General features: G+C 70.4%; 12 protein-coding genes. 4 read left to right on the top strand and 8 right to left on the bottom strand.

Annotated elements, in window-relative coordinates:
• Positions 1-39: 39 nt before the first annotated feature.
• Positions 40-456 (bottom strand): hypothetical protein, encoded by a 417-nt coding sequence (locus OG338_RS19240; RefSeq protein ID WP_405938490.1) that lies wholly within the window; start codon positions 454-456, stop codon positions 40-42.
• Positions 457-633: 177 nt separating this feature from the next.
• On the opposite strand from OG338_RS19240, the gene OG338_RS19235 reads away from it, so the two are divergent.
• Entirely contained in the window at positions 634-1,227 is a 594-nt protein-coding gene (locus tag OG338_RS19235) for an ATP-binding protein (RefSeq protein WP_405940467.1), read from the top strand.
• A gap of 34 nt (positions 1,228-1,261) precedes the next feature.
• Here the strand turns inward: OG338_RS19235 and OG338_RS19230 are convergent, their stop codons facing one another.
• Together OG338_RS19230 and OG338_RS19225 are read right to left on the bottom strand one after the other, a co-directional pair.
• On the bottom strand, positions 1,262-2,314 hold the full coding sequence (locus OG338_RS19230; RefSeq protein ID WP_405938489.1) for a glycosyltransferase family 4 protein: 1,053 nt from the start codon (positions 2,312-2,314) through the stop codon (positions 1,262-1,264).
• Between the two features lie 31 nt (positions 2,315-2,345).
• Positions 2,346-2,831: an NUDIX domain-containing protein gene (locus tag OG338_RS19225; RefSeq protein ID WP_405938488.1), complete on the bottom strand. Its 486-nt coding sequence runs from the start codon at positions 2,829-2,831 to the stop codon at positions 2,346-2,348.
• A gap of 73 nt (positions 2,832-2,904) precedes the next feature.
• On the opposite strand from OG338_RS19225, the gene OG338_RS19220 reads away from it, so the two are divergent.
• Positions 2,905-3,531, top strand: coding sequence for a hypothetical protein (locus OG338_RS19220; RefSeq protein WP_405938487.1), 627 nt, complete (start codon positions 2,905-2,907; stop codon positions 3,529-3,531).
• A gap of 2 nt (positions 3,532-3,533) precedes the next feature.
• Here OG338_RS19220 and OG338_RS19215 read toward each other — a convergent pair whose 3' ends face one another.
• The 4 genes from OG338_RS19215 to ribA are packed head-to-tail and all read right to left on the bottom strand — an operon-like array spanning position 3,534 to position 8,155.
• Entirely contained in the window at positions 3,534-4,178 is a 645-nt protein-coding gene (locus OG338_RS19215) for a hypothetical protein (RefSeq protein WP_405938486.1), read from the bottom strand.
• Entirely contained in the window at positions 4,138-5,256 is a 1,119-nt protein-coding gene (locus OG338_RS19210) for a hypothetical protein (protein ID WP_405938485.1), read from the bottom strand. Before OG338_RS19210 ends, OG338_RS19215 begins: the two co-directional genes overlap by 41 nt.
• Positions 5,253-6,602: a glycosyltransferase gene (locus OG338_RS19205; protein WP_405938484.1), complete on the bottom strand. Its 1,350-nt coding sequence runs from the start codon at positions 6,600-6,602 to the stop codon at positions 5,253-5,255. The genes OG338_RS19210 and OG338_RS19205 overlap by 4 nt, the downstream gene beginning before the upstream one ends.
• Positions 6,599-8,155 carry a GTP cyclohydrolase II gene (gene ribA, locus OG338_RS19200; RefSeq protein ID WP_405938483.1) on the bottom strand — a complete coding sequence of 519 codons (1,557 nt, stop codon included), beginning with the start codon at positions 8,153-8,155 and terminating at the stop codon, positions 6,599-6,601. Before ribA ends, OG338_RS19205 begins: the two co-directional genes overlap by 4 nt.
• A 266-nt stretch (positions 8,156-8,421) precedes the next feature.
• On the opposite strand from ribA, the gene OG338_RS19195 reads away from it, so the two are divergent.
• Together OG338_RS19195 and OG338_RS19190 are read left to right on the top strand one after the other, a co-directional pair.
• Positions 8,422-9,789, top strand: a complete 1,368-nt coding sequence (locus OG338_RS19195; protein ID WP_405938482.1) for a hypothetical protein — start codon at positions 8,422-8,424, stop codon at positions 9,787-9,789.
• Positions 9,786-10,634: a DUF1932 domain-containing protein gene (locus OG338_RS19190; RefSeq protein ID WP_405938481.1), complete on the top strand. Its 849-nt coding sequence runs from the start codon at positions 9,786-9,788 to the stop codon at positions 10,632-10,634. The genes OG338_RS19195 and OG338_RS19190 overlap by 4 nt, the downstream gene beginning before the upstream one ends.
• Before the next feature lie 57 nt (positions 10,635-10,691).
• Here the strand turns inward: OG338_RS19190 and OG338_RS19185 are convergent, their stop codons facing one another.
• A complete protein-coding gene (locus OG338_RS19185) occupies positions 10,692-12,323 on the bottom strand; it encodes an IS200/IS605 family accessory protein TnpB-related protein (protein ID WP_405938480.1) in 1,632 nt (543 codons plus the stop codon).
• Between the last annotated feature and the right edge of the window lie 341 nt (positions 12,324-12,664).

Genomic DNA, 12,664 nt, shown 5'->3' with positions numbered 1-12,664 from the left:
CGCATCCGGGGAACGGGCCGTCCCGCTGCCCGCGGAAACTCAGCCGCGCAGGCCCTCCACGACCGGGCCCACCACGGGCAGGTCCTTGATGGCCCCGCCGCTCGTCAGCGGGTCGGTGACCAGCGCGGTGGACAGCGGCTTGAAGTCGGCGACCTGGGTGCCCACCGCGTTGTCCAGCGGGTCCGTGCCGGTACCGGCCAGCGGGTCGAGCCGCAGATGCGTGACGGGCGCGACGCCGTGCTCCAGCGACTGCCCGAGCGCCCCGGTGACCGCGCCCCCGGCCGCGCCGGTGGCCTCCGCGAGGCCGACATCGGCCCCGGTCTCCTGGACGACGGGCAGCGGGGCGGCCTGCGCCGCCGCACCCCCCGCGCCGAGTGCGGCGCCGACCGCGGTGACGGTCAGACCTGCGCGCAGCAGGGTGCGGCGCCGGGACTTGGAAAGTGCGTGACGTGCCATGGATTTCCCACCTGATCGGGACGATCGGACCATCGGTCGGGTAATCAACCGAATGCAAAGAGTAGTTGAGGTGTGATGCGCGATACCAACAGGACCTCCGGGGGGTCCCTTGTTCGGGTCAATGCCTCACACTCGTGTCCTGTGAGTTCCCAAGCGCTTTCGACCCGCGTCGTCCTGTTGACGGGCCCCTCCGGCTCCGGCAAGTCGTCCCTCGCCGCCCGTACCGGCCTCCCGGTCCTGCGGCTCGACGACTTCTACAAGGAGGCCGGCGACCCCACGCTGCCGCTCGTCAGCGGCAGTACGGACATCGACTGGGACTCCCCGGGCTCCTGGGACGCCGACGCGGCGGTCACCGCGATCACGGAGCTCTGCCGGACCGGCCGCACCGATGTGCCGGTGTACGACATCTCCACCAGCTCCCGCACCGGGCACGAGGTGCTGCACATCGGGCGCACCCCGCTCTTCGTGGCCGAGGGCATCTTCGCGGCCGACATCATCGACCGCTGCCAGTCCCTGGGCCTCCTGGCCGACGCGCTCTGTCTGCGCGGACGCCCCTCCACGACCTTCCGCCGCCGGCTCCTCCGCGACCTCCGCGAAGGCCGCAAGTCGGTCCCGTTCCTGCTGCGGAGGGGGTGGCGCCTGATGCGTACGGAACGCCGCATCGTGGCCCGGCACGTCGCGCTGGGCGCATACGCCTGCGCCAAGCCGGAGGCCCTGGGCCGCCTGGCCGCCGCGGCGGCGGGCCGCTGCCGGATGTCGGCGGCGCGGTAGGACTGCGTGAGACGTCATCACCGCTCAACGACTGCTACGTCCTGGAGATGATCAAGGTCTCCCAGGCCGCTGCGACCCTGTCCGGGGCAAGGCGCACGGCATCTTCCTGTCCTGCACGAGCCATGGCGGCGCGACGGATGGGGTCGGTCAGGAGGCCGATGGCGGCGGTGGCGAAGGCGTGCTGGGTGTCGGGTTCGTCGATGTCGCCTTCGATGAGGATGCCGGTCTGGTTGTGGTGGACGCGTTCGGTGAGGGCGTCGACAGGGCTGGTGATGACGGGGGTGCCGGCTGCGGCGGATTCGGCGGCCGAGAGGCAGAACATCTCCGGGAAACGGCAGGGATAGAGGGTGACGGCGGCCTGTTGCTGGATCTCGATCAGTTCGGCGCGGGGGCGGGTGCCGAGCAGGCGGACGCCGTCGGGGAGGGGACGGCCACCGAGGATCTGGTGCCAGCGGTCGTCGGACTCGGAGTTGGTGAAGCCCCAGAGCTGCCAGCCGCTGGTGACCCAGAGTTCGGCGTCGGGGACGGCAGCGCGGATGCGTGGCCAGACGGCGAGGGCCGCGTCGAGGCCGCGGTTGGGCATGCTGGCGAAGAGGCAGATGGGACCGCGACCGGTGAGGGGACGGGTGTAGCGCTCCGTCTCGACGGGGAGCGGAATCAGATGGGTGGGGATGTCCACGGCAGCCGCCTGGACCCGCTGCCGCATGGCATGGGAAGCGAGGACGACCTGGCCGCCCCGGTCGCGGAAGGTGTCGGCAAAGGCGGCCGGGCCCCGAGCTCGATCGTCGAGCATCCAGAAGAGGTGGTGTCCGGCCTTGGAGTCGGCGGGCCACAGGGCCTCGTCGAAGCGGACCGCGACGGCTACGTCAGGGGCAGGGGTGGTGTCGAGTTCCCAGGTCATGCGCCAGGTCACGCCGTCGTAGACGCCGGGGCGGTAGCAGCAGTTGAAGACCTCGACGTCGTGGCCTCGGGCGGCGAGGGCGCGGGTGAGGAGGACCAGGGAGGCTTCGCAGCCGCCGAGTCCGGGGTTGTCGTAGTCGGGCGGGTAGAAGCTTGTGCGCTTGGGGTAATGGAACTGCCATCGCATCGGGGCTCCCTGAGTTCCTCGGGTGGGTGGGTCAGTTGCGCCAGGTCTCCTCGCGGACCGCTGCCGGGTCGAGGCCGAGCTGGTAGGCGGCCTGGACGGCGGCTGCGGACTGGAGGAGTCCGTCGATGCCCCAGTCGAGAAGCGCCGGGGCCTTGTTGAGCGGTGCGATCAGCCGGCCGTAGGTTCGGCCAGTGTCGGGGTCGGGCTCGCGCGGGAGGAAGTCGGTGATCCGGACGGCCAGGCGGAGCTGGGCGTACGGCGGCAGCCCGTCCTCGGTGACCTCCTGGTAGCCGAGGTAGACCGGCTCACCGATGGTGATCTGGCTTTCCTCGCGGCACTCGCGGGCGAGGACGGCCGGGGCGTTCTCGCCGCGTTCCGGCTTGCCGCCGGGCAGGCCGTAGCGGCCGGCGTCCTCGCGGAGCAGTACGCGGCCGGTGTCGTCGAAGCAGAAGCCGTACACCTGGCGGACGGGGATGCCATCGGGCAGGGGGGCGGTGATCCAGCGGAAGAAGACCACGGGGTTTCTCCTGGTCGTGCGAGTTCTCGGAAACGGCTTGCCCGGCAGTGGAGTTCGGTGTGAAGTCCTGGGCATGCCTGTGGTGTTCTGCAAGCCTGACGCACTCGACGGCCCGCACAGCACGGTGCGCGGTCACCGTGCTGCTGGTTTCTACGCGGCTCTGGCGGCCCAGTGTGCTGGTGAGGGCCCGGAGGGCCTGGTCGAGCCGTGGCGTTCGAGCGCACGGCGGGCTGCCACCCAGATTGCTGAACGAGCACAGACCGAGGACGCGTTCAGGGGCGCAGCGGTGGCTCCCGATGCTGTAGCCGAACGGCTCCGGCAGGCAGGGCGGTTGCTGGCGGACGGCCCAGAGCAGACCCGTGGCGTCGTACGGCGGGCCGTTCGCCTGCTGGGGTTCGAAGTGGAGGCCGAGCGGCGAGTCGTGCTGGGCGAGGCCGGAGTCGAGGCGGTGTACGGCGGGGCCACCACCACGGTGGAATTCGAGCGGGTTCGCGCCGATCTCGTGGGCTACCTCGCCTCCGATCCCGTGGAAGTGTGGCTGCTGTCCGGACGGCAGGACCCGTGCGTGCTTCAGTGGTGGAAGACGTACGTCCGGCACATGCTCCTGGACCGCAAGCCCGGCGAGTACTTGCTGCGGAACCTGGTCCATGTGTGCGACGGGCCGGATGCTACCTACCTGGCCGGCCTGCCGCGCGGCTGACCTCACCGGCGGGCCTCCCAACACGAGGCCGCGTGCGAAGCGATCTTCGCGGCGAGTTCGTGGGGGTCCGCGCCAGTGCTGTCCAGCCGCAGCAGGTGCGGAACCTGCGCAGACATGAGGCGGTCGAGAGCGGCGTGCCAGGCGGCGAAGGCCGCGGGGTCCGGTCCGAAGAAGCGGCGGCGCTCGACCTTGGTAGTGCGGCCGGCGGCAACATCGGCCCGGTGCCGGGCCAGGCGAGTACCGAAGTCGGTATGGAGGAGGGTGGCTCCCGCGTACCGGAGGTGGACGGCACGGGTGCAGCGGTAGCCGGCGGCCATCCACCGGTCGTTCTCGACTGCGGCGCGGGCCCAGGCACGAAAGTGGGTGCTGACCTTCAGAGCCCGGACCGGCCCGGGGCGGACCAGGAGCCCGTCGAGCGCGGGCTCGGCCACGTACAGCCCGCGGCGAAGCAGATCGGTCGGGGTGCCCCTGGGGACGGCGGTGGTGATGTTGGCGAGCCGAGCGTCGAGGCGGCCGAGGCTGCCTCCGAGGACGGGGCCGATCACGATCCGCGTGTCCAGCCCCTGCTCGCGCAAGTGTTCTTGGACCAGGGCGGCGATCGTCTTCTTACCGGAGCAGTCCAGCCCCTCCAGCGCGTACGGTCTCATCCAGGTCTCCTCCCTTCAGCTCCAGGTGGATGGGGGAACCTTTGGCCAGCGAAGCCTTGATGAGCACTTCGGCGGCGGCGTGGCCCTCGGCTGTACAGGCGGCCAGCTCAACGAGGTGGAGCGGGTAGCGGTGGTCGTCGCCGTGCGGCAGGTCGGCGTAGTGCCAGGAGTCCTCGTCGTCCGGGCAGCAGGAAATGGCCGCCGCCTCCGGAGCAGCGAGCAGAGTGCTCGCGATGTCGAAGGCGCCGTATGTGTTACCGAAGTGGCGCACGGGGGTGCCGACAAGGTGCAGGGACACTTCCGCGAGCGCGGTCAGGCGGGAGCTTGGGACCAGTCGGCCGGCATCGAGGAGGTTGATCAGTTCGTCCTCGCCGAGCGGGACGGGGCGTCCCGTGGGATGGGCGCCGCTGGTCGTCGGCAGCGGCGAGAGGTCGAAGCGACCGCCCACGGCATGGAGACGAACGCGCAGCGGCACGCCCTCGGGGCTGGTAGCCACGGCGAGCAGTGGCCACATCGGCCGGTGCTCCTGCTCGGCCCAACGCACGAGGGCAGTGAGCAGACCGCCGGGTACGCGGCCGAGCGCCCGAGCCAGCGTGTGCCGTGCGTCGGAGCGGGTGATGCTGGTGAGGGTCAGGCGAGGCAGGGACGGGGTGAGTCTGCGGTGGAGGGCGTCGGTGGCCTGCCACAGCGCCTCGCCGATCGTGAGGCCGTTGCTGCCTTCCGCGCACCGTGCTGCGAAGTCGTCTCGTAGGACGGCGAGTACCCGGCGCTCCGCTTTCGTCGGCTCCGGATGTCGCAGGGCCGTCTCGTACACCTGGGTGATGTGCCGTACGGCGTCGGGCTCGGGGGCCGGGAGCCACCACGGGGCGAAGACGCTGTCGCCGCCCAGCTCCATGACATGGAGGCGTCCGTCCCGGACGCGCGGGAGGCGGATGGTGGTGCCGCCGCGATGGCGCGGGAACTCGTTGAGGAGTCCGTCGCCGTGGCCGAGGACCGCGAGGTGGCGGTGGTGGTGAACGGGCATACGGGCGGACGGGTTGACCGTGGGGTGCCAGGCGTCCGTAACGTCGAAGGTCATCGGCGCACCCCGACCGGATTCGGCACCTGCCAGGGCAGCGCGGCGCGTCCGTCCAGGTGGTGGGCGTAGCGGTTGAGATTGGCTGCGAGTTCGGCGTCTCGGCGTGCGGCGCTGCCCGAGCGGGGCGGATGCTCGCGGTGGAACACCCCGGTGGACAACACCGGTACGACGTACGAGCCTCGGGCGATGGCCTTGGCGGCGAAGCACACGTCCTCCGGTCCCCAGCCGGTGAAGTCGGGCGGGAAGCCGATGGAGCGGGCGGTCGCGGCGGGCAGGGCCAGGTTGTTGCCCTTGACCATGAAGGGCAGGTCCACAGGGCCGAGGCGTCGGCCGTTACCGAAGTCCCGGAAGCCGCGCGTCTGCCGGATCGGGTGGACGGTGACCGGCTCAGGCACGGGGACCAGGCCGAGACGCCCCGGCTTGTAGTGCGCGGAGACGCGGGAGTCCCGGCTGCCGTCGGGAGCCTGAGCCGGGACAGGTAGATGGGCGGGGATGTGGTCACGCAGCGAGACGGTGATCAGGTTCGGGGCGAGCAGGTGGCGGGCGACGTGCTCGGTCAGGTAGTCGGGCGCGAGGTGAGTGTCCGCGTCGCAGAAGAGGACCAGGCCGTAGCGGCTGCGGGCCATGCCGTGGTTGCGGGCGCCGCCACAGTGGAGCTGAGTGTCGGAGCGGACCAGACGGATCTGGCGGGGCAGCCCAGGCGGAAGGCTGAGCAGCGGGTCGCTGGCGTCGTCGACAACGATCGCCTCCCACGGGGTGCCAGCCGGGAGGCGGGCAGCGGCGTCGGCAAGCGCGTGCAGTACGCCTGGTAGGACGTCGTGGACTCCACGGGCCGGGATCACCACGCTGATGCCCGCCCACCAAGGCAACGGCGGGGCATGAGCCACGTCCGTGGGGCCGAATCCGATTGCACGGGCGGCCAGGTCTAGCGTCCAGTAGTCGTTGCTGCGGGCCGCAAGCGCTTCTCGGGTCCGAAGCCCTTGGCTGCCGATGGGCTTGGTGTCGGGCCAGCCGAGCCACCCGGTGACCACCCAGGGATGTGAGACGTCGGCCTCGCCCAGGATCGCGAGGACGCGTCGACGACCACGCTCGGCCAGAAGCAAACGGACGGGTCCTGCGGCCTGGTTCGTGTCGGCGAGGAGGGCCAACGCGTGCCGGGCCGGCGCGTGCCTCCAGGTTTCGCCCCGGCCGATCCAACTCGGCCGTCCTGGCGCGGCGAGGCGGACCGTGGCCGACGGCATCGGGACCTCGACCAGTACTTCGAGCGGGGCATGCCCGCACCGCGCCCACAGCGGGGCCACTTCGCCAGATCCGCTCGTCAGGCGGAAGTCCTGGGGCGCGGTCACGACGCGAACTCCGCGCCGACCAGATCCGTCGCCTCGGGCAGTCCCGGCAGGTCGTGACCCATCCGGTCCCGCTTCGTGCGCAGGTACTCCAGGCTGTGGATGTTGGCGTCCACCAGCAATGGCAACCGCTCGGCCACATCGACGCCGAGTGCGGTGAGGGCCTCGACCTTGTCCGGGTTGTTGGACAGCAGCCGCACCGACCGCACACCGAGATCCGCCAGAACCCGGGCGGCGACCCGGTAGTCACGGGCATCCTCCGGCAGCCCCATCGAGGCGTTGGCGTCGACCGTATCGAACCCTGCGTCCTGGAGCGCGTAAGCCCGCAGCTTCGCCAGCAGCCCGATCCCCCGGCCCTCGTGTCCGCGCAGGTAGAGGATCACCCCGACGCCCTCGGCGGCCACCGCAGCCATGGCCGCGTCCAGCTGCGGCCCGCAGTCGCACCGCAGTGAGCCGAGTGCCTCGCCGGTCAGACACTCCGAGTGCACCCGTACGAGCACCCGCTCGGCGTCCCGGACTCGGCCGAGGGTGAGGGCCAGGTGTTCTCCGCCCTCCAGCACATTGCGGTATCCCCAGGCGGTGAACATGCCATGGGCGGTGGGGATACGGGCCTGGGCGGCGCAGCCGAGAGTGCCGGAAAGGTCGGTCGTCCGCGCGGCGCACGCCTCGTGGGACTCCGAGGTCTCCCGCCGGGCCTGCTCGCGTAAGGCCATAAGAATCAGCCCCATCGTGTTCTGACCGTGCCCGGCGCACACACCCCAGAACTCGTCGCCCCAGTCGTTGCCCTCCACCAGCTCAGCCGTGCCCGTCGCGAGTAGCCTCTCGCGCAGCTCCGGGTCCTGGAACTTCTGCTCGACCAACGAGCGCATCACGGCCACCTTCGCCTCCTCCCAGTCGGGGCGGTCGGCGTGGCGCCGGCCCAGGCGCTTGGCCTCGCCCGGGTCGGGCTCAGTGGCAATCCGCGTACGGATGGAACGGTTAAGGGTCTTGGCGGCCTGGTAGGCGTGCTCGACCGTAGGGTATTCGACCCCGTCGAGCCGGACCACGGCGGCCGAGTAGTTCGACAGGAACTCCCACGGGCCGGTGAACTGGTCGATGGCGCGGGTGGACGGGGTGGGCTTAGCCGGTGCCGGAGTCATGGCACTCTCCTCAAAGTTGGATGACAAGGAAAGGTCGAACGCGGCCCAGCAGCGCTTGCCGCCCGCCGTCGGCTCGGTTCCGCAGCGATCGGCGTACTCGGCGACCAACAGCAGTCCGCGCCCGGACTCGGCCTCCGGCCCGGCAGTGGTCGCCCGGGGAAGGGCCGGCTCCGTGTCGTAAACGGCGACGACCAGTTCGGTGCCGTCCAGCCGGACGTTCACCGTGATCGGGCCGACCCCGGCGTGTAGCACCGCGTTCGTAATCAACTCGCCTGCCACCAGCTCGATCCCGCCCAGCCGCTCCTCACCGAGCCGTATGTCCCACGCGCTGACGGCGGCCATGAGACGGTGGCGCGTTTCACGGACGGCGTGCGTGGTACCGACGACAGGGAACCAGAGCTGGTGGTGGGCTGCCATGAGCGGGCCTCCTGAGCTGCCAAGGCGTGCGAGACCACGGCGGCGAAGCCTCCGAAGCGAAGAAGACGAACCGCCGGGACGAAGACGAAGTGTTCTCCGTTGCCCGTGTCTGAACGAGACCCTGGGAGATGTCTGACGCAGCCTTTTCGTGCCCAACCGATGTCGAATCGCCGAACGGCAGCGTTTTCCGGCGAACTTGGCTACATCGGCCACTGATTGATGTCTAGCGTGGGTGGCGAAGCGGGCGCCGACACCGGGGAGACGCCGTGCACGCAACAGGGAAGACCCTCTTCCAGACCCTGATCAACCAGCGCGGCTGGCAGGACCACCAGGTCTTCAAGAGGCGCTATGAGCAGGCGGCCCGGCAGTTGGCCGAGCTGGAGGGTCCGCCCTCGATCGCGACCGCGACGATCGAGAAGCGGCAGTTCTTCCGGTACGCGCACGGCGAGGTCCGCACTCCTCAGACCGTCGCGCGCCGGGTCCTGGAGTTCATGTTCCCCGGTATCCCGGCTGCCCGCCTCCTCGGCCCCGCACCGTCCGGACCACAACCCGAGACCGCACCGTCCACGGCGAGCCGGGGCAGTTCAATGGAATCGTCCGAGTACGGCCTTGAGGACGTGGTCACAGTGGCGGCCGACGAGTCGGCACGGTTCGCGGCCCAGGCAGAAAGCAGCAACGTGGGACCGCACACGCTGGAACAGATGGAAGCCGACATCCGCCGCATCGTCGACTCGTACCCCAACCGGCCCGTGGGACCTTTGTTTCACGAGGTGCGTGCCCTGCGCGACCGCGCCTTCGAACTCCTCGAAGGCCGCCAGCCACCGAAGTACACCCGCGACCTGTACGTCGGTGCGGGCGTCCTGTGCGGCGTGCTGGCCAACGCCAGCTTCGACCTGGGCCGTTACGACGCGGCCGAGACCCAGGCCCGCACGGCCTTCCTCTTCAGTGAACTGGCGGGTCACAACGGTCTGCGCGCCTGGGTACGGGGGCTCCAGGCACTCATCTCGTACTGGGACGGCCGTCCGGCCGACGCCGTACGCCTCGCCGAGTCCGGCACCGGCTTCACCCCCGAATCCGGAACGGCCCATATCCGGCTGGAGAGCATCAAGGCCCGCGCATACGGCCAGCTGGGCAGGGTGGACGACGCTCTCGGCGCCCTCGCCACCGCCGACCGGCTGCGCGAACGGCTCACCGATGCCGACGAGCTGCCCGGCGGCATGATGGCCTTTCCCCCGGAGAAGCAGCTTTTCTACGCCAGCAGCACCCACCTCTGGCTCGCCGGCCCCCAGCACCTCAGCGACGCCGAAGCCCGCGCCGCCGAGTCCGTGGAGATGTTCGAGGCCGCACCGCCCGAGCGCCGACGGCTCGGTGAGATGTCCCTGGCCCGTATGGACCTCGCCATGGCCCGCCTCGGCCGCGGCGACCTCGACGGTGCCGCAACGCAGATCCAGGAGGTCCTCGACACCAGCGCCCGGCGCCGCACGGAAAGCGTCAACCGTCGCATCAGCCACTTCAGCCGTCGGCTTGCCCTGCACCCTGGAGCGGGCTCCCCTGTCGCGGTCGGTATGCGGGAGTCGATCATTGCTCACCAGGAACACACCATCGCCGAGCTCCCGCCAGGAGGCAGCCCGTGACCACCGTGACCCTCTTGCACCCCGGCTTCATGGGCGCCGCCGTCGCCGCCCAGGCCGTCGCCGCCGGCCACGAGGTGCTGTGGGTACCGGAGGGCCGCAGCGGAGCCACCCACAGCCGTGCGAGGAAGGCCGGAGCCACGGCCTGCGACTCTCTCCCGGAGGCACTGTCCCGGAGTGCGGTCGTCCTCTCCATCTGCCCGCCCCAGGCGGCGGAGGATGTCGCGGCGACCGTGGCCGCGCACAACTTCTGCGGGGTGTACGTCGACGCCAACGCCATCAGTCCCCAGCGCATGCAGCGCATCGCTGAGAGCATCCACCCAGGCTCCGCAGTCGTCGACGGCGCGATCTTCGGTCCCCCGCCGGGCGACGAGCGCACGGCCCGTCTCTACCTCGCAGGGGACAGCTCAGCCGTCGACCAAGTGGAGTCGCTGTTCACCGACACTGCTTTGCACGTGCGCCGGGCGGGCGACACCGTCGGCTCCGCGTCCGCCCTGAAGATGGCCTTTGCCAGCTATCAGAAGGCCGCCCGCACCCTCGCCGGCGTCGCCCACGCCCTCGCGGACGCCCACGGGGTCGGCGACCAGCTCACGGCCGAGGCCGAGGTCATGGTCTCCGCGATCCTGTCGGACCCCGAGTACCTGCCAAGCGTGGCTGCTCGTGCCTGGCGCTGGGCACCGGAGATGGGCGAGATCGCGGACACCCTCCACGCGGCCAACTTGCCGACCGATCTGGCTGACGCAACGGCCGAGGTGATGTGCCGCTGGGAACGGGACAAGGACCAGCACGACCTGCGGGTGGAGGAGGTGCTGGCCCACCTGCGCAACCAGGTGAAGTTCCCCGGCTGAGGTCAATCGCCGGAGAGGCTTGAAGACAACCCGCTGCAGGGCCGGACAGGACCGTTCCTATTCAGTGAGCAGGAGTGAGTCTTGGACCCACACCCTGGCACTGCGGACATCCCGAACGGTGTTGGGTGTCCTGGTTGCCCGCGTTCTCGCCGTGTCCGGTGGCACGGATCGTGTCCGTGGTCCGGGGATGTGGGGGCGGGGTCCCTCACGCCCTGGGGCACCTGGTGCGGCCTGGACGGTCCGATGCCCGTGCGCATCGCTCTGGTGTGCACGGGGCGGTGTCGTCCGACGCCGGATCGGGTGTCCGAGGGCGCGTCGCCCGATCGCGATACCGGCGGCATCGTGACGGGACATCTTCCGGTGCGGGGTGGTCAGCGGTTTCTGCCAGTGCTGAGCACCCCACCGTGAGGTGTAGGCGGGGTCGACCGCGATGATCGCCAGGTCCTGTTCGGCGGCCATGGAGACAAGGCGGGCCTTGAGCTTTCCGGTGGGCATACCGGAGATCAGCTGCCGGAAACGCTTCCTGCGCCCGTGCTTCTCCCGCGTCTTCTCCGCCCCGAAGTCCAGGTCCTCGATCGCGATCGCGGTGACACCGGTCCGGCGGGCCCAGTGCAGGAGGCGGGTGAGAGCGTGGCGGACCTGCGCATCACGATGCTCTGCCGATCCGCCGAGGTCGTACGGAAAGCGGCGGGGGTCGCCGACCGGGTTGCCGTGGGGGTCGAGGCGGTAGGCGGCGAAGTGGCCGGCGTTGGTATCCACCCCGATCACACCACCGGCCCTCGCAGCTTCCAACGAGAGGGCCTGCACAACTGGTTTCTGCCAGGACGCGGTCAGATACCAGCGCCCCCGGCCGGTGTCGTAATGGATGCGATAGGCCACAGCACGGTTCGCCTCAATACGGTCGGCCCACTCCACACCCCGGTGCGCGAACCCGACCGTGGGAGTGAGGGTGTAGCGGCCGTGCTTGGTGTTGGCCAGGTGGGCCAAGGGGGCGGGAAGCTTGATGCTGACCTGCCCCTCCGGAGTGATGCGGATGGTTTCGTTCCCGTACCGCTTCCCCGACTCACCGTCCGCCGCCAGAAACCACCGCTCCGCCTCCCACCGCTGACGCCACTCACCCTCGCTCAGCCCGGCCTCGGCCAGATGATGGCGGGTGTTCAACAGGCGCCTCCCGCCACGCACGACCCGGACCCGTCCCGACCGCCAGTCCGCAACAGCGGCAGCGAGCCGGTCCTCCAAGGCTTTGAGACGGCGGGACTTGTGAAACCACTCACCCCTGGACCGGTAACCGCCCGGCGCACGCTTGGTGCCCTTCACCCCGACCGGGAGCAACAACCGGTGCCGCAACGTCCTGATCCCGGCCTCCAGCGAACGGATGTGCGCGGCCAGGCACCGCCGGGCCAGCGCCCACTGATCATGAGACGCCTTCGTGACCGCCCCAGCGATCCGCGACGACGACACCCCCGTCCACCCACGCTTCCGCACAGCCCACGACTCGGCACTGTGATTCAGGCCGGCCGCACACCGGGCCTTCAGATCACGCGACGCCAGCCCACCCTGATACGCGCCAACTGCCCGCAACACCCGCTCGTCCTGTTCGGTGAGGCACTTGAGACGGCCCCGCACCGCCACCCCGGAGGGCCCCGGCACCACGAACGACGCCGCCAACTCCCTCACCGCGCCCACCATTGCACCCCCTACCGGCCCAGCCCGTCACCCAGCACAACGAGCAACCACCCACCAAGTCACCCATTCGATCCCAGAACTCACATCCTCATGCCATCCACCCGCACCACCCTGCCCACAACACCACTGCATCCCCGGCGCGGCAGCGCCCCCGCGCCTCAATCGCCGGAGGGGCTCGAAAGGAAACGCTGCGGGGTCGGACAGGCCCCCGGCCCGTCCGACCCCGCAGCTTCCCCGTATCCCCGTTGTCCCCCGAGATACCCCCGTATCCCTCGGGCCCCGTTGCTTCCCCCGTAACAACACCACCGCGTCCCCCGACGCGGCAGCGCGCCCCCGTTTTTCCC

The sequence above is a fragment of the Streptomyces sp. NBC_00726 genome, assembly GCF_045161735.1.
Taxonomy (GTDB): domain Bacteria; phylum Actinomycetota; class Actinomycetes; order Streptomycetales; family Streptomycetaceae; genus Streptomyces.
This window is presented reverse-complemented; position numbering and strand designations above follow the sequence as displayed.